This is a genomic window from Jeotgalicoccus huakuii (assembly GCF_036665975.1).
GTDB lineage: Bacteria > Bacillota > Bacilli > Staphylococcales > Salinicoccaceae > Jeotgalicoccus > Jeotgalicoccus marinus.
In genome coordinates this window covers 169,116-187,113 of the sequence record NZ_JAVIYN010000001.1, presented here as the reverse complement: position 1 = coordinate 187,113, position 17,998 = coordinate 169,116, and the positions used below count along the sequence as shown (strand labels likewise).

Here is a 17,998-nt window from a genome sequence, read left to right as displayed (position 1 = left end):
CCATTCATCATGTAGACAAATGGCGATGTTTGATTATCTTCCAAGCCGATGCCTGCAGGATTTAGCACAGTACTTAAATAAGCCCGCTGCTGAGACTTCATAGGGCCCGACCCTCCATCTCTCTTGATAATTTCATATTCAATTTAGAGTAATACTATATGATTTAATTCTAAAAGTCAATAAGAGGCGACTCTTTACTTTGACCGAGATAAGTAAATCTCGAGTGACAACGTGCACAGACATACCGCTTCTCATAACCTTTCATACGTTTAGTAAATTTATAATTACAGTGCATACATTGATAATGATGTAGAGTGCCTTTGTATCTATAGGTTCTTGTTAATGAAATGTTGAGCTTCTTGAGTGTATTCTTAAAATAATCATCTTGATCTCGGTAAGGTTTGTTTAGTCGATATAGACAAAAATGCACACATTCATGGTGTAGGACATCAAGAATTACGTGCCTCGGATTATTGTCAATAAAGGTTTTCGACATGACAATCTCTTCGTTAATAACCCTGTTGTGTCTCGTCTTAATTACAAAAGCGCCAAGCTTTGCAGTCATTCTATTTGAGATTCTTAGTGAAATATTAAAATCCACATTAAAATGCTTCTTAGAGAATGCTACTGCATATTCTAATAATTCTTTTTCGTCCACCTTACTCACCACTACTTATAAATAGTCATAAAAAAAGAGAGACTCGAAGTCTCCCTAACAGATAAATAATATAATATGATATCTAGGCCAAAGGCACTATCAAAGAACGATTGAGCTAATAATATGAAGTATAGCTATAAATTAATAGGTCGTTCTGTTATGTATTTCTTAATATATTTTCATTATATTTTAATCTTTGGGTTATTTCAAGCCTTAATGTGAAATAATTATGTTTGTAATATCTTTGTAATATAAGCTCAAATATTTCAAATAATAGCCCATAAACAATATTATAACGCAGTTTGATAAGATTACAATGACAGTTATTTCAATATTTCGCTTGAATAATGTGTAAATCTACAGTAATTATTTTACTTGTTGTTTCAGTAAAATCTTTAATCTCTTGCTGACTTACGTGCCAACCGAGCGGGGTCATCTTTATTAAATCTTTTAAAGCGACGCTAGCCAGTTCAACTTCATATGTGATTCTCTCTTCGGAAATAAAATCTACTTTATTTCTCATTAACTCCAAGGTATCCGTATTCTCATATTCTTGACTATCACCAGCTAAAGTTTCTCTAATTTCTTTTAAGTACTTGCTACCCGGAATAACTTTAATCAGTATGCCGTTCGGCTTTAAAATACGTTGAAATTCTTCATAATTCGCAGGAGATAAGTAGCTTAAGATTACATCTATACTACTCTCTTTAAACGGTGTACGACTTAAATCTCCGACCACCCAGTTTTCATGACTATAGTTTTTACTCGCGAGTAATACACCATCTTTTGAGATATCTAATCCAATACCATGAGTGTTATCTTTATCAACTAGTTTTATAATTGAACGTAAATGTGAACCTTCACCAGAACCTGCATCAAAAATAAGGCGGTTTTCATTTGGAAGTGCATTAATTATATCAGCAATTTTTTGATGAATTATTTTGTAAAGATTATGAACTGATATAATATTATACCTCGCATCAAATAAGTCTTGATCATACATCGATGATACTTGTTTTTGCAACATGTTGACGTAGCCTTGTTTTGCTAAGTCATAACTATGACGATTTTCACACACTAAACGATTTGAATCGACGACATTTAAATCAGCACTACAAATCGGACACTGTAGATTCGATTCTAATTTCTGAAAACCAAGCGCTGCAATTTCTCTCTTTTTCATTAATTCACCTACTTTATTTCAATTACATTATGAATTGTAAAAGAATATAAATTTCTATAGTACTCAATAACTTTAAATGGTATTCTACACAAAAACAAGTTTTTAAGGAGGATTAAATGAAGCGATTCATGCTATTACTTGAAATATATTTAGTGTCCACAAGATTAGGCTTAACTTCTTTTGGTGGACCCTCTGCACACCTCGGTTACTTTCATACCGAGTATGTCGAGCGTAAAAAGTGGATGGATGAAAAGAGTTATGCTGATCTTGTCGCACTTTCTCAATTTTTACCTGGTCCCGCGTCCAGTCAGGTGGGTATCGGAGTCGGTGTCATGCGAGGTGGCGTTTTAGGTGGTATCATCTCATTTTTAGGATTCACCTTACCTTCAGTCATTGCACTAATTATTTTTGCTAGTCTTTTAACAACCTTCAATATTGCTGATGCAGCTTGGATTCAAGGCTTAAAAATTGTTGCAGTAGTCATCGTCTTACATGCAATACTTGGCATGGCTAAAAATTTAACACCTGATCTAAGTCGAAAACTGATTGCGCTCTTAGCAGTAGTTATTATACTTATCTTTCCATCAGTTATTACACAAGTTGGCGTCATTCTAATTGCTGCACTGCTTGGATTTTTAATATTTAAGGACCATGAAGCTGATACGAAAAGAACTTTGTTCCCAGTTAACAAAACTTTTTCTATCATCTGTTTAAGTTTATTTTTTATATTGTTATTCTTACTACCCATGTTAAGAGAATTTACGGGAAATTATTGGGTATCTGTTTTTGACAGCTTTTATCGTGCTGGCTCCTTGGTTTTTGGAGGTGGTCACGTTGTGTTACCACTTCTAGAGCAAGAACTTGTACCAATGGGCTGGATTTCACAAGAGGCATTTTTAGCAGGCTATGCGGCAACTCAAGCAGTTCCAGGACCGCTTTTCACCTTCGCTTCATACCTCGGCACTGTTATGAATGGCTGGCTCGGTGGCTTATTTGCAACATTTGCAATTTTCTTACCAGCATTCTTACTTATTTTAGGCAGCCTGCCCTTCTGGGATATGATAAGAAATCATGCTAAAACTAAAGGGGCTGTAATGGGGGTTAATGCAGCAGTGGTTGGTATTTTAATTGCTGCACTTTACACACCAATCTCAACTTCTGCCATTAATCAACCAGCAGATTTCGCCTTAGCTGCAATACTATTTGTCATGTTGAATTACTTAAAATCTCCACCTTGGCTCATTGTGGTTAGTGGTGCAATTGGTGGTATATTAATTTCCTTCTTATAAGATAAGTCCCTGAATACCAATATTGGCATTCAGGGATTTTACATTCACTCTGGTGTCTTTGATTTATTCATACCAATCACAATATTGATATCAGTATGATCCACAATTTTATTTTGACTTCCATCAAAAGCTTCAATGATTCTCATATCAGCACTGTCTAGATTAAAATCGTGGATATCTAGATTTTCAATCATTCTATCTTTATTTACAGACTTAGGAATAATAACGATACCATTATCGAGGTGCCATCTAAGGATGACCTGTGCAACGGTTTTTTTATGCTTCTGTGCGATATCTTGTAATTCTTTTTCTTCTAAAATACCATGTTTAGCTTCTGCTAAAGGGCCCCATGACTCTACTTGAACGCCATATTCTTTCATCACCTTGATTGCTTCTTTTTGTTGTAAAAATGGATGTAGTTCTATTTGATTAATCTGAGGTACAATCTCATTATTCATAATCAAATCAACTAATCGTGCGGAATCAAAGTTTGAAACCCCAATCGCTTTAATTTTTCCTTGCTTATACAATGCTTCCATAGCACGGTATGAACCATAATAATCCCCGAATGGCTGATGAATTAAATATAAATCTAAATAATCGGTCCCTAAACGCTCTAGGGATTTCTCAAATGCCTTTAATGTTGATTCATAACCTTGATCTTCCACCCATAATTTACTAGTAATAAATAAATCTTTACGATCAATACCTGATTTTTTAATTGCAGTACCAACACCACGTTCATTGCCATAGGTGGCTGCTGTATCAATGTGTCTATATCCAACTTCTATTGCATCTAGTACACACTTCTCAGTTTCTTCCGGTTCAATTTGAAAGACACCAAAACCTTCTATTGGCATCTCAACACCATTATTTAATGTCACGAATTCCATATTTTCTCCCACCTTGCTTATGTTTACTATTATTATACAATATTAAAGACCAAGTACTTTAAATTTTAAGAACTTGGTCATAATTATTTCATCCTATTCGTATATCTCGTCAGGAACAGTTATACCATCATCATCAAATTTCCCATAATCTTTATATATACCAGACATTTCTAAGTGTATTGCACCCTCACCATTCTGAGATGGTGCTGTAGAGATATAGGTTACTTGACTCAATTCATTTGTTTCCTTATCTAAAACACCAACGATGGCATTCACTTGTTCATCTTCAACACCATTATTGATTTCTGCTCCAAATATCTGACCAAATGTATCATGAATTTCCATATCATTTGAGATGTTATAAAGATAATAATAGTCATCATCTACTTTAACATCGAGTAGTTCCTGGTTTTCCATGAAGACATCATACATATTACTATATGTGGGATTATAAACGTCTTCTACATTCCCTTCTGTAGACAGATCATTCCATTTACTTCCATCATATTGGAAATAAATTTCTTCACTTGCATAAACAGATGGTTCTAAGTCCTCGCCATTATTCGCAACTTCAGAGTAAACTTCTAATTCATCTTCGACTTCATAAATTTCAGCAGTTGCTTTAACCGTTTCTTCCCTCTGTTCATCATCAGATTCACCGATTAAGCGTACCATTGCATCAAACTCTGAGTAATAAGAATAAATCTCGCTTTTATCTTTAAAGATTTCATCAATTTCAACATCCGTATCTTCAGCTTCTTCAAGTGCTGTTGATAAGCCTTGGTTATTTTCTTGAACAGAATTAATCTCTGCACCATCTTTACCTGTCAAAGTTTTTCCTTCAACTTTTCCAGTACTCGATGCATCAACACCACTTCGATTTTCGCTACTCTGTTCATCAACTTCAATTTCCTCACCTTCAGTAGGTTCTGTCACACCATCGTCGTAGTCGCCGTAATTATCAAACTTAGCAGCAACTTCGATTTGTAGTTCTATCCCTTCAGCTAAACCTTTGGCATTACTAATGTAGGTGAGATCACTAACTTCATTTGAGTCTTTATCAACTATTGCAAGTACTGCATTATTTTGTGATTCCTCATCTGCATTTTGGAACTCGACTTCATAAATCGAACCAAATGTCTCATGAAGGACTTCTTCTTGACCGACATTAATTAAATAATAATTATCATCATCTTCAAAAATTTCTATGACATCCTCACTTTCCATTAATGCATCGTAAACGCTTGAATACGTACCGTAATATATTTCTTCTGCTTCAGCTTCACCTGTTATATCCGTCCATTTATCTTCAGCTATATAAAGTAAAGTGTCACTATCTGCATATGCATATGGGTAGATGAACTCATCTTCTTGATACCACTGACCTGAGTAAACTTGAAGTTCATCCTCTTCGTTGATTTCTGCAGTCAAACCAATTAAATCTGTATCAGCTGGCTCATCAGACTCAGCTTCAAATGCGTTAATCAACATGAAAGTTTCAGAATAATAGCTTGTGACTTCATCTTTCGGTTTTAATACATCTTCAAGGTCTACATCCGCTTCTTCCGCACCTTCAAATGCCTCAATCGGTTCAGCATTATTTTCAAAAAGTGCTGTAATTTCCTTATCATCAGGACCAGTTAAGGTTGTTTCTGTCATATCACTGGATACTGTTCTCGGACCAACAACTTCAGTTTCTTTGTCGACTTCATCCTCAGCTTCCTCGTCTTCTTTAGAAGCTTCTGCTTCCTCACTTTCATCGTCTTTGTTGTCTAGCTGTTCTACCATAGTGTCTTCTGAAATTTTGTCACTTTCATCCTCTCCACCGAAAAGCCAGAAACTAGATAGTATTAGAACTAAGTATTTAATGGCAAACATCCCCTTTTAAATTTTAAAAATACACTTTTATATTAAATTATCCCCTAAATAACTATCTTACAAACCGGAATAATCACATTTTTGTCACATTTCATTCATAAGTGATTAAAATCATTTAAAAAGACCCGTGTAGATGGTGTTCTACACTGGTCTTTATCCTACCAATTGGATGAATAGTATAATTTATATTTACTGTAGTCTATGAATTTTGCATGGTAAAAATCATTAGCTGCTTGGTTTATATAAGAGTGATATAAACGATCGTAAGTCATTCGTCCAAAAAATGGACCCGCATAAGTGGGTAGAATTAAATTTGCTTTTTCTGGGGCATAACGTATTTCATTTAACCTGATATAGACATCATTAATTATATCCATCGTAAGTTCTATGACCCCAGGATTTTCAATATTATAATTTGATTCAAAGTAACCTTGCAAGGCGTTAAATTTCCTATAATATGCATACTCAATTTGCTCTTTCGTCGTTCGATCTTCTAGTACTAAATACATATCTAACCCCATAATTTACTCCTTATATATAAGACATTTCTTTTAAGGAGATGTATTTACCATCACCTATAATAATATGATCTAAAAAATCCACGCCAATAAGGTCTCCACAATCTTTTAATCTTTTTGTTACTTCTATATCTTCCTTTGATGGAGTCGGATCTCCGCTGGGATGATTGTGCACACAAATAAACGCTGCAGCACTCCTTTTCACTGCTTCACGAAAGATTTCTCTTGGATGTACAATACTTGAATTCAAAGATCCTATAAATAAAGTTTTTTCTTCAATGACCATGTTTTTAGTCGTTAAAAATAGGACAATAAAATGCTCTTGATTATAGAACCTGACTTTTTCCATCAATATATCTGATACATCTTTAGGTGATCGAATAAATTTTTCTTCCTCTCTAGAATGTGTATGCATACGAATAGCAAGTTCTATAAATGAAAGGATTGTAATCGCCTTCACCATGCCAATTCCTTTAATTGAGGTTAGTTCTTCATAAGTCAGTTCTCTTAATTCTCTAATAGAAGGTAAATCTTTAAGTATTTTTGCAGCTAAAGATAGACTTGATTCATTTTTATTACCTGTTGCAATGAGTATTGCGAGTAATTCTTGGTTAGTAAGTTTATCCGGACCATATAAGAGCAATCGCTCACGGGGTTTATCAGAATCATGCATTTCTCTAATCATTAATTCGCTGGTCATAGGTGTCCTCCAAAATAAATATCATTGTAGTCAATATATAAGAAGAAAGTAATGATAAGACTCGTCGCAATAAAAGGAACTAAAGGCACTTTTACAAGGCGTTTTTTAGATATTAAATCTAATATAATAACGGCAATTCCACCGATAATATAGGTAAATAAAAAGGAAAAGATAAAAAAATCTAGAGGGGTAATTACAGTCAAGACAGAGAACAGCTGTATGTCACCATAGCCAATCTTATCTTTCAAAATGAAATAAAAGATATGAAGTAAGCCGACAATCATTAAGTCAAGGAAAGGATCAAAGTTTATAAAATTTGTGAGGAACAAACCAGTTACTAACAAAATAAAAAGCATGTGTAAGGGAATCAGCATCGTTTCATAATCATATATTGAGAGTGGTATTAATATACTGACGAGTAAATAATATAGAACTAAATTATCATAGGCTAAGGGCATGATGGTCGGTAATAAAAACAAACTGATCATTATAAGTTCACAAACGAAATAGTTGATCGATATTTTCGTATTGCATGCTTTACACCTCCCTTTATTTATTAAAAAACCGACAACTGGGATGAGATCTATTACGTTTAAAGTTCTGTCACATGAATCACATGAACTCCGCCTGGTTAAAAAGTTGATATGACTATTTTGAGTTAAAGCATACATAAAAGAAGCTAACACACCACCCATTGTCATGATTAAAAGCATAAGTGCCCTCCTCTAAATGATTTAAATCCAATATATCCCCTATTTAAATTGTTGTAAAAAAGCAGTAATTCCAAAATTGTATGAGAAAGGCTACAGTTTTGTTATTTTATCTAAAAATCACGACAATTTTCTTAAATTTACAGACAAAAATAGAAATTTTGTCTTTTCCAAATATATTATTCAAATATAAAGAATTATTTGTCTATTCTAAAATCCAGTGATAGACTAAATTCATAAATATAAAGGGGGATTTACAAATGAGTTTGAAAGACAAGTTATTTAAAAAGTTAGAAGAAAGTGAGGCAGCTATGATTGAAACAAGACGTCATCTGCATGCTAACCCAGAACTTTCTTTTAAAGAGGAAAACACTGCCAAGTATATTGAGGATTTTTATAAGGGTGAAGATGTTAAAGTTACGACCAATGTTGGAAACGGTTACGGCATCATCGTAGAAATAGAAGGTAGTAGCCCTGGACAAACAATTGGATTACGTGCGGACTTTGACGCTCTACCTATACAAGAAGAAGCGGATGTTGAATTTAAATCGAAAAATGATGGTGTCATGCATGCGTGTGGCCATGACGTACATACTGCTTACCTACTCTATTTAGGTAAGGCTTTAATCGAATTAAAAGATGAATGGCAAGGGAAAATTAAACTCATTCATCAACATGCTGAAGAAGTGCCACCAGGTGGCGCCAAAAGTATTGTGGAATCAGGTATTTTAGATGATCTAGATGAAGTTTATGGCATTCATATCTTCCCAATGTTAGAACTTGGTGAAATTGGTCTTACATCTGGTAATGCTATGGCAGGACGCTCAAACTATGATCTTAAAATACAAGGTTATGGTGGTCACGGTGCCATGCCTCACACAACACATGATGCACTCGTTGCAGGTGCATATTTTGTCGCTGAGGCACAGACCATTGTCTCTAGACGCATGGATCCAATGGATAGTGTCGTCGTTTCTGTCACTGCCTTTGATGCACCAGGTGGCTATAATGTGATTCAAGATTCAGTCACCTTAAGAGGTACAGTCCGTTATCTAGACGAAAAGAATAAGGTGCCTGCCTATGAGGCAATGAAGAAAATTGCTACAGGTATTGAAAGTTCATTTGATGTATCTTGTGAATTAGATTATGTCTATGACTATCCAGTAACTTATAATCATCCAACAGAGACCGAGCAAGTCGAAGAGATTTTAAGTGAAAATGTCGGTGACTATTTCCATACAATTTCTCATCCTAAACCTTCAAGTGGATCAGAAGACTTTTCATTCTATACTCAAAAAATACCAGGCACTTTCATCCAAGTTGGTGCCAAACCAGATGGTGTTGAACTAGAGGATGTCTATCCAAACCACCACCCTAAATTTAAGGTGCACGAGGCCTCACTTTTGATCAGTGCAAAAGTACTCGGTCAAGTTGCCTTAGCACGCTTAGAAAAATAAAACATATATAAACAAAGGGGCGTCTAAAATGACAGGAATGGATTTTGCTAATTCACCAGTTGTATGGACTTTTGCTGGTGCAATCATAGTCTTGGTAATATTTCAGGCAATCAAATTTTTATCCTTATCGAAAAAAGCAGCTCGAGATGTTGGTATTTCTGAAACAGATATTAAACGTGCAGTAAAGACTGGAAGCATAACAGCAATCGGACCTTCCATTGGTATTATTATTGTTGCTGTTTCCTTAATATCACTCATAGGTAATCCATTAACGATGATGAGAATTGGTGTGATTGGCTCTGCACCAATCGAAAGTATGGGTGCGCAGCTATCCGCGCAATCTGCAGGTGTGACCTTAGCAGGTGATGGTTTCTCTCCCGAGATTTTTAACCTTGTAGTATGGACCTTATGTATCGGTGGCGCCGGTTGGATGATCTTTACTTTCTTTGCGACACCATACTTAAGTAGGATTCAGACTAAGTTAACTTCAAAACCCAAAGGGGAATATCTGATGGGGATTGTGGCAAGTGGTGCAATGATTGCAGTTTTCGGTTCTCTTACAGGAGCTGAAATGATTAAAGGCGCACCGTATATATTCACGGCAATTGTTGCAATTATCTCATCGCTAACATTTAACTATATTGCCAATAAAAAAGGAATTAACTGGCTAAAAGAATGGTCATTAGGATTCTCTATCCTTATTAGTTTAGTCGCAGTTTACTTCTTTATATAAATGGAGGGTTATCATGCAGGAATTTAGAAATGCCTCTCATAAATGGGGCAAAATCACATTAGGCATTGCAATTTTAATATCATTTGCATTGCCTATATATATATCTTTTGTGATGGGTTATCATCCAGGTTTCTCATTAATATTAAATAGTTTTCTTGCCTATGCTGCGGTCGTTGCAATTGTATGGTTCCTAGAACCAATTATGTACTTCCCTGTTCTCGGGGTTTCTGGTACCTACGTTGCTTTCTTTACAGGTAATATTTCAAATATGTGTTTACCTGCAGTTGCATCATGTCAGGAAGCCGTCGGTGTAAAACCAGGTACAGATGAAGGAGAGATTATTGGTACTCTAGGTATAAGTGCCGCCTCTCTTGTAAATAAGATTATTTTGATTCCAGTTATACTAGGTGGACTTTGGCTACTAACTGTCATTCCAGAAAGTGTTCAAGAAGTCTTTCCATTTGTCCTACCAGCAATTTTCGGGGCTGTACTTGCTCAATTCGCTGGTAAGTTTCCACTCTATGGTGTACTCGCATTAGTTATTGGAATTCTTATTAATGCGGCCCCCATTCCACTATTTACGAAAAATGTACTCTGCATTATTATCTTAGTCGGAATCATGCTCTTAATAGGGAAAATTAGGAACAAAGATAACACTGCAAGTGAATAAATAAATAATAGATGGTGATAAGTGATCTGACTAGTGCTCACTTATCACCACTTTTGTTTGTTTTGGTGATAAGTACTCTGATTTAAACATACTTATCACCGCTTTAATTCTTTTAGGTGATAAATCCTATGAAAATACCCCTTTATATTCACTCCTATAATTTTTGTTACATCTGCACAAAATATATTGTTATTTTTTTCACATAAAGTCTTCCCAAAAAGTATAATCCAGTATAGAATACTAAGTGAATTAAACATTGTGAAAAAAATAACAATATGAGGAGGAAACACAATGAACCTTTGGGAAGTTATCGTCTTAACATTTACTGATATGGGCTTCTTAAGTGCCATCGCATCAACTATTCTTATTATTTTACTTGGATTTTTCTGTAGAAAGCGAGGCATTTTCAATGAGACTGTCGGTAAGACGTTATCAAAAATTGTCTTAACTGTTGGTCTACCTACCCTAGCCTTTACGGCATTTATGACAGACATTGATGGCGAGCAACTCGCACAAGGCTTAAACGTTTTAATCTGGGGAATATTAATGTATATCGTATTAATGTTTGCAATGAAACCATTCTATGCAAAATTTACTGGAGACCGTAAAACGACTTTAGAAGTATTATCTATTTTTGGATCAACAACATTCTTCGGGATTCCGATTGTCAGTGCAATACTCGGTCCTATCGGTGTAATCTATGCAAATATCTTTAACATTGGATACCGTATTTTCCTATATTCTTATGCATATATCCGTATGAGCGGCTTAAAAATGGAGCTTAGAAACTTAAAAACAATGTTCTTAAACCCAATTGTTATTGCAACATTCTTAGGTCTTGCAATCTGGCTTTTACAAGACTACTTACCACAAGTTACAGTTGCAGCAACTGAAACTGAGGCTGCAAGGGAAGTTGCATTCTTAAGAATTGATCAAACACTACCTTGGTTGTATGCACCAATGGAATACTTAGCACGTCTCGCATCACCACTCGCGTGGTTATCAATCGGGGCAACTTTAGCTGAAATTAATATTTCACAAGCTGCAAAATCTAAAGCTTCTTGGTACTACGCAGGTGTTAAAACAATTGCAGTGCCTGCCATAAACTTAGCAGTATTCTTTTTAACAACACTAACTGGCATTTTAGTATTCGATATTGATGCAGTCACAACAATGATTGTTATGATGGCAACTCCTGCTGCTACAGTAGCAGTCGCCTATGCAATTAACTTTGACAAAGAAGCAATACTCGCATCTAATGCTTCACTTTTATCAACACTAGCAGCAGTTATAATGATACCAACTTGGTTAGTGGTATTAAACATCATTGGTAACTTAGGCATATTTTAAAATCTAAAATTAGAAAGGAATTTATATAATGATAAAACTAATCGCATACGGTGTTAGGCCGAATGAAGTTGAATATTTTAAGCAATTAAATAAATATAATTTCGACTTAACTTTAGTCGAGGGATTACTAACGGATGATAACTTAGAATCAGTAAAGGGACAGGATGCTGTACTCCTAAGAGCGAATTGTAAAGGGGACCGTGAAGCCCTAGAATATATGAAAGAAGCAGGCATCAACTATGTTTTTACAAGAACCGTTGGGTACTCTCACATAGATTTAGATGCTGCAAGAGACTTAGATATCAAGGTCGCAAGAGTACCGAGATATTCACCTAATGCTATTGCAGAACTTGCTGTTATGTTAGCGATGAATTTACTTAGAAATCTTCCGTTCACACTAGATCGTACCAAAGAAAAAGACTTAAGAGTCGCACCAGAAATGTTTAGTAGAGAAATTAGAAACTGTACAGTTGGCGTATATGGAACTGGAAAAATAGGTCTAACAGAAGCAAAATTATTCAAGGGCTTAGGGGCTAAAGTCTTCGGTTTTGATCTATATCCTAGTGAAGCAGCAAAAGAAGTCGTCGAATTTGTTTCAGCTGAAGAATTGCTTAAAAATAGCGATATCGTCAGTATGCACATTCCACATATTCCAAATGAAAATGATGGTATGATTAATGAAGATTTCATCAGTCAGATGAAAGACGATGCAATCTTAATTAATACAGCACGCGGGGAACTCCAGGATAATGAAGCGATTATAAAAGCAATTAAAAATGGTGCACTTCGTGGGTTCGGAACAGATGTTATGCCAAATGAACAAGATGTCTTCTTTAAGAAATTCACTGATGAAAATCCGCTTCCTGATAAAAGCGTTGAGGATTTACTTGCACTCTTCCCTAGAGTACTCGTCACACCACATATCGGTTCAAACACTGACGAAGCCCTATCTAATATGATTGAAACTAGCTTTAAAAACTTCTATGAAGTCATAGAAACAGGACAATGTGATAACTTAGTTTAATATTTAAGAAAAGAGTGGCTAGATTCTTAATGAACCTAGCCACTCTTTATCTTTACAGATTTTAATTTTCACTGTTGTAGTCAACTAATTTTTCAACATCTGAAACAATTTCTTCTAATGGGAATTGATTATCTCCAGAATCAACACCAGCGTAGTCTTTAAGTATCGTTCCATCTTCATCGATTAAGTAAAATGATGTACCGTGTGTAACTTGGTTACTACCTTCTGGTGGTGGTGCAACGATAGTCTTAAAGTTATCTTCAGCAAAACCTCTGATGAAGTCGTAATCATAATCCGTTAAAAATTGCCATTCTGTACTTTCTGGTATATCGTACCAGCTCGAATACTCTGTTAATACATCAGGTTGATCGGTTTCAGGATCTACCGTAAAGCTCATTACTCCATAGTCTTCAATGCCTTTTTCTTCAAGTGCATTTGTTACATCTGTCATATTTTGAGTCATCGGCGGACATACTGTAGCACAGTTTGTGAACATAAAATTCATCAGCCAAACTTTTCCATCCATGTCTTCACGTGTGAAGGTCTCATCGTCCTGATTCGTCACTTCAAAATCCTGAATTTCATCGCCATAGCGGCTCATTGGTTCAATCGCACCTGAACTACAAGCCGATAAGATTAATAAGACCGGTAAGATGACTAGTAACCACTTTTTCAAGTGACTCCCTCCTCAGTTTCATATCTAAATTAATTTTATCAGAATTCTAGAATACAAGAGGGTCAATTTTACTATATTTATGACTTTTCATTGACTATAAGCTTGTGATAGATACTGTACTCTTCCCATTTTCCGGACTGACCGTTAAAATGTTCTCCATTCTATCTTTAAGTTCTTCAACATGTGAAATAATACCGATTGTTTTGCCTGACGTTTGGAGGTCTATTAATGTTGTTATCGCAACCTCTAAAGTTTCCTGGTCTAAAGTACCAAAGCCTTCATCAATGAGCATAGTGTCCAGTTGAATACCACCAGACTCTTGTTGGAGTGCTTCGTTTAGAGCAAGTGCAAGAACAAGAGAGGCTTGGAAGGTTTCTCCACCAGAAAGTGTGTTTATATTACGTTCTTGGTTATTGTAATAATCGAATACTTCAATATCTAGGCCACTATAACGATTCGTCCGCTTCGTACTTCTTTGTAATTTATAACGATGATTGGTCATCTTCAGTAAACGAATATTGGCAATATCTAAAATACGATCTAGGTAATAAATTAAGACATAACGCTCTAATGACACCTTCTGGCCTTTTTTTCCTTGAATTGCTTCTGTCAGTTCTACTAATTTCATATAGAACTCATAAGATTGACGATGTTCATTGATTAAGTGAGACAGTTTCACTTTAATATCTTCGTTTTGCTGACGCTTGGTCCTGACTTCTGCATAAAATTCTCTTGCCCGACTTAAGGAATCATCCGCTTCTTTTAAGGCAGCCTGATCTCCTTCAATGTTGATAGAATCCTTACTTGTCAGTACGCTTTCAACTTCTTTGATGTAGGCTTGTAAGGTCATTTTCTGATCGTCAAACTGCTTGACCTCTCGCCTTTTATCTTCAATATTTGGATTATGAACAAGGTCGTATAATTCCTCTTCTTCGTTAAAATCACTTGAGGTTAGGAAATTATTAATAGTGGTGGATAGTTTATCTTGTTCGATTTGGTACTTCACTTTCTCTTGTTCATATGATTCAATCTTAGACTTAGCTAATTTTAAACTTGAAGAAAGCTGGTTGACCTCATCCTTCATCTCAGAGTAATTTTTCTGATAGGCATTTAGCGTTTCATACTCACTATCCATATGATTTTTAAAGGATTCATAGTCTTCAAAACCCGTGACTTCAGTGAATTCAGCTTTCTTATTTTGTTCATTTTTTAAGTCAGCTTCTTTTTGAGAAAGAGATTTTGTCAATTGATCTTCCTCTTCTTTTAAGCCGGCAACTTCTTGACTTAAGGCTTCCTTCTCCTTAAGTTTCTCTTCAATCGTTTCCACTTGATTGACTAACTTCTCTTTGTAAGCACTTAATTTATCTCTTTCTTCTTTAAACACACTCGAATCATGGTATTCACTTGAATTTAATAATTCTTCAATGACATCGAGACGATTAACGAAAGACTGATTCTCTTTTTCTATCGCCTTTAAGCGTTCGCTGAGTGCATTAAACTCTTCCTTATGCTGCTGAGTGAACTCACCGTGCTCAGGCAACTCGATGACTGTCTGCTCACAGACTGGACAAGTCAATCCAACTTCTAAGTGACTAACCAAGTGATTGATGACAGACAAGGTGTCTTCATCATAATTTTCAAGCTTAGCTGAAAAACTTGCGAGCTCATTTTTACGCTCCTCAATTTCCTTATTATTATCACTTAGTTTAGTCTCAATATCTTGCCTCTCTTTAACCAAGGCTTCAGATTTTTCAGCCTGACTCACCTTATTCTCTATAGCTTCAAGTTTATGACCATTGTCAGTCAACAAACTCCTAGCTTCAAACAAGTCAGCTTCTTTATAGCTAATCTGTTCTATCACATCATTTTTCTTACTAATCTTCTCTTGATGAATTTTAATCTCTTCGTTTCTTGCCTGAACATCTTTAGTCAACCGCTCTATAACATCGTTTAGGTTTCGGTAGGCATCAGTTAAAAACCTTTCGTGCTTATAATAGACCTTTTCTCTATCATTAATTTCAGGTCTTTCTCGTTCTATACTTTCAAGCGCCTCAGTCTTAGTATTCAATGTATCCGTAATATTCGCCTGAACACTAACCGCTTCATTCAATGCTTCCTTATTTTCACTTATCGCTGTCTCAAGCTCTTTTTTTCTTAATAGTTCATATTTGATTTTAGACGTCTCATCAAACTGTTTAACTGTCTGACGATTTTTTTCGATAAAGTCCGACTGTTCAACTAAAGTAGTCAATTGTCCTTTATAATTGTTTAGACGGTCAATTTGTTCATTATGTTTAATTTTTTCTTGCAGACGTCTTGATAGCTCATCTGCCTCTTCTTTTCTTTTAGTACCGAGTGTTCTTAATTCTTCGAGTTTTTTATCGTATGAATAGATGACCCCGTCGACATAGTCCACAACCATATCGTAATTCGGAAATTCAGTGACCTCATCAATATCAATTTCTTCAGTGTTTATATATTTAATCAGCTCAGAAATTCGAGTATCAAGGTGGGCTGCTGCACTCGAGCGTTCCTTTAACTCATCTCTAAGATAATTCTCAAAATCTAAGAAGCGTTCTGTTTGAAAGAGTGTTCTTAATATGTCTTGTTTTTCCTGACTTGTTGAGACCAGTAGTTCCTTAAATTCACCTTGAGGTAAAATTAAGATTTTTCTAAACTGAGCTTTTGTTAATTTTACAATATCTTCGATTGCATCCCTCACATCAGTTAAGGATGATGCGATGATTTGCCCTTGGTCATCATATAAGACAGCCTTCGGTGGTGTGGCTGATTTGTTACCTGGTTTTTGATACTTAAGGACACGCTCTACTGTATAGGCGCGGTCTTTAACTTCAAATTTCAGACTTACTTCACACGGCGCATCGTCTGGTGCGAATTGGCTTCTTAGAGATTCCTCATCCCGACCTGTCGTTGATGCTGAACCATAGAGGGCCGTAACAATCGCATCAAAGATCATCGTTTTACCAGAACCTGTTCGTCCGCTGATTAAAAACAACCTATCGTTTAGACTATGAAAATCGACAACTTCTTTTTCAAAAGGGCCGAAATATTTCATTGATAATTTACTCAGTTTCATTGTCTTCACCTGCAAAGTGTTGATCGAACATGTCCTTATCAAAGTCAGTCATTGTTCGGTCTAATGTGTGTTCTATAAATGATTCATAAATTTCAATATCAGAAGTTGTAGAAATATCCACCGCTTCAAGGTCACTTGCCACGTCTTCAATTAATGGTTTTAACTCTAAAGTGTTCGGATATAGTAGCTTAATTTTACTCATCGGCTCATTGACATAAGACATATTGGATAGCTCAAACTTAAAATAGGCTTGGTCATCGTCGAAAGTCACTTTTTGCTTGATTAAATCCTCATAATCTCCACTGTAAACCTTCACTTCATGTAGCGGTTTTATGGGTGCGAAGGTCACTTCTTTTTTCTTAGTGTCAATAATTCTATAGCCCTTCGGCTGATTCGTTTCAGAAAATGAGTACTTCAGTAAAGACCCACTATAAAATGCAGTCCCATGATCCACTGCAAAAGGATGGTGTAAGTGACCGAGTAAGGTGTAGTTAAAATCACTAAAGACATCCGCACTCACTGCCTCACTCAGCCCCATAGATAAAGGTCTCTCAGAGTCACTTTCTATACTTCCATTTAGATATAAATGGCCAACTAAAACATTTGTCTGTTCTTTATTCATATGTTTATTAATTTCTTTTACGATATTTTCATATGCATCTTGATGAGTTTGGATCGTATCATCATTAAAATACACTCGTGCTTCTAGCACTTCAACATGCGGTACAAGATAAAAATCAACATCGTCAATTGTCACAGGCTCAGCAACCTTAGAAAGGTCTGTATTTATATAAAAATCAGTTGCTTTAAACCACTCACTACCGTAATTGATTCTTTCACGGCTGTCATGATTTCCTGATATAACGATAAGATTTTTGCCGAGTTCTATATTTATTTTATATAGCGTATCGTTAGCTAGCTTTAAAGCGCTTTGTGAAGGGTTTACACGATCAAATATATCACCAGCAACGACAACAGTATCAATTTGATTGTCTTCGATCGCTTCTTGTAGTTGGTCTAATATATAACGCTGGTCATCTATTAAATCTAAACCATTCATTTTTCTACCGATATGCCAGTCCCCAGTATGTAATATTCGCATGATGGTCACCTCTTACAGTCATTATACATATTTATATGTTTAAACGATATGAAGATATAT

At 35.5% G+C, this 17,998-nt stretch carries 16 protein-coding genes and 1 riboswitch; of the genes, 6 read left to right on the top strand and 10 right to left on the bottom strand.

What is annotated here, in order from left to right; all coding sequences use genetic code 11:
• Window positions 1–30 precede the first annotated feature (30 nt).
• Window positions 31–133, bottom strand: a riboswitch (SAM riboswitch).
• 36 nt (window positions 134–169) lie between these two features.
• Together V6E76_RS00810 and V6E76_RS00805 are read right to left on the bottom strand one after the other, a co-directional pair.
• Window positions 170–658, bottom strand: a complete 489-nt coding sequence (locus tag V6E76_RS00810) for a SprT-like domain-containing protein (RefSeq protein WP_247348093.1) — start codon at window positions 656–658, stop codon at window positions 170–172.
• A gap of 328 nt (window positions 659–986) precedes the next feature.
• The gene (locus tag V6E76_RS00805) at window positions 987–1,841 is read right to left on the bottom strand and encodes a putative RNA methyltransferase (RefSeq protein WP_247348091.1); all 855 of its coding nucleotides are present in this window, start codon (window positions 1,839–1,841) and stop codon (window positions 987–989) included.
• A 116-nt stretch (window positions 1,842–1,957) separates the two neighbouring features.
• Between V6E76_RS00805 and chrA the strand changes: the two genes are divergently transcribed.
• Window positions 1,958–3,130 carry a chromate efflux transporter gene (gene chrA, locus V6E76_RS00800; RefSeq protein WP_026866505.1) on the top strand — a complete coding sequence of 391 codons (1,173 nt, stop codon included), beginning with the start codon at window positions 1,958–1,960 and terminating at the stop codon, window positions 3,128–3,130.
• Between the two features lie 44 nt (window positions 3,131–3,174).
• On the opposite strand, the gene V6E76_RS00795 is transcribed toward chrA, so the two are convergent.
• The 5 genes from V6E76_RS00795 to V6E76_RS00775 form a co-directional block, all read right to left on the bottom strand.
• Entirely contained in the window at window positions 3,175–4,023 is an 849-nt protein-coding gene (locus tag V6E76_RS00795) for an aldo/keto reductase (RefSeq protein WP_026866506.1), read from the bottom strand.
• Window positions 4,024–4,116: 93 nt separating this feature from the next.
• Window positions 4,117–5,901 (bottom strand): hypothetical protein, encoded by a 1,785-nt coding sequence (locus V6E76_RS00790; RefSeq protein ID WP_247348089.1) that lies wholly within the window; start codon window positions 5,899–5,901, stop codon window positions 4,117–4,119.
• A gap of 158 nt (window positions 5,902–6,059) precedes the next feature.
• Complete coding sequence (locus V6E76_RS00785; protein WP_026866508.1) at window positions 6,060–6,422, bottom strand: hypothetical protein; 363 nt, start codon at window positions 6,420–6,422, stop codon at window positions 6,060–6,062.
• 10 nt (window positions 6,423–6,432) lie between these two features.
• Window positions 6,433–7,119 carry a RadC family protein gene (gene radC, locus V6E76_RS00780; protein ID WP_499797680.1) on the bottom strand — a complete coding sequence of 229 codons (687 nt, stop codon included), beginning with the start codon at window positions 7,117–7,119 and terminating at the stop codon, window positions 6,433–6,435.
• Window positions 7,116–7,832, bottom strand: coding sequence for a prepilin peptidase (locus V6E76_RS00775; protein ID WP_499797679.1), 717 nt, complete (start codon window positions 7,830–7,832; stop codon window positions 7,116–7,118). Before V6E76_RS00775 ends, radC begins: the two co-directional genes overlap by 4 nt.
• 257 nt (window positions 7,833–8,089) lie before the next feature.
• Here V6E76_RS00775 and V6E76_RS00770 point away from each other — a divergent pair, with 257 nt between their 5' ends.
• The 5 genes from V6E76_RS00770 (at window position 8,090) to V6E76_RS00750 (ending at window position 13,063) form a co-directional block, all read left to right on the top strand.
• The gene (locus V6E76_RS00770) at window positions 8,090–9,286 is read left to right on the top strand and encodes an amidohydrolase (protein WP_247348086.1); all 1,197 of its coding nucleotides are present in this window, start codon (window positions 8,090–8,092) and stop codon (window positions 9,284–9,286) included.
• Window positions 9,287–9,314: 28 nt separating this feature from the next.
• Window positions 9,315–10,019 (top strand): DUF5058 family protein, encoded by a 705-nt coding sequence (locus V6E76_RS00765; protein ID WP_026866512.1) that lies wholly within the window; start codon window positions 9,315–9,317, stop codon window positions 10,017–10,019.
• A 13-nt stretch (window positions 10,020–10,032) separates the two neighbouring features.
• Window positions 10,033–10,689: a hypothetical protein gene (locus V6E76_RS00760; RefSeq protein ID WP_051220473.1), complete on the top strand. Its 657-nt coding sequence runs from the start codon at window positions 10,033–10,035 to the stop codon at window positions 10,687–10,689.
• 291 nt (window positions 10,690–10,980) lie between these two features.
• A complete protein-coding gene (locus V6E76_RS00755; RefSeq protein WP_198687726.1) occupies window positions 10,981–12,039 on the top strand; it encodes an AEC family transporter in 1,059 nt (352 codons plus the stop codon).
• Window positions 12,040–12,067: 28 nt separating this feature from the next.
• Entirely contained in the window at window positions 12,068–13,063 is a 996-nt protein-coding gene (locus V6E76_RS00750) for a 2-hydroxyacid dehydrogenase (protein ID WP_247348084.1), read from the top strand.
• 61 nt (window positions 13,064–13,124) lie between these two features.
• Here the strand turns inward: V6E76_RS00750 and V6E76_RS00745 are convergent, their stop codons facing one another.
• From V6E76_RS00745 to V6E76_RS00735, 3 genes are all read right to left on the bottom strand, one after another.
• The gene (locus V6E76_RS00745; protein WP_247348082.1) at window positions 13,125–13,739 is read right to left on the bottom strand and encodes an SCO family protein; all 615 of its coding nucleotides are present in this window, start codon (window positions 13,737–13,739) and stop codon (window positions 13,125–13,127) included.
• 94 nt (window positions 13,740–13,833) lie between these two features.
• Window positions 13,834–16,836 (bottom strand): AAA family ATPase, encoded by a 3,003-nt coding sequence (locus tag V6E76_RS00740; protein ID WP_499797678.1) that lies wholly within the window; start codon window positions 16,834–16,836, stop codon window positions 13,834–13,836.
• Window positions 16,823–17,938 (bottom strand): metallophosphoesterase family protein, encoded by a 1,116-nt coding sequence (locus V6E76_RS00735; protein WP_247348078.1) that lies wholly within the window; start codon window positions 17,936–17,938, stop codon window positions 16,823–16,825. Before V6E76_RS00735 ends, V6E76_RS00740 begins: the two co-directional genes overlap by 14 nt.
• Window positions 17,939–17,998: the final 60 nt, after the last annotated feature.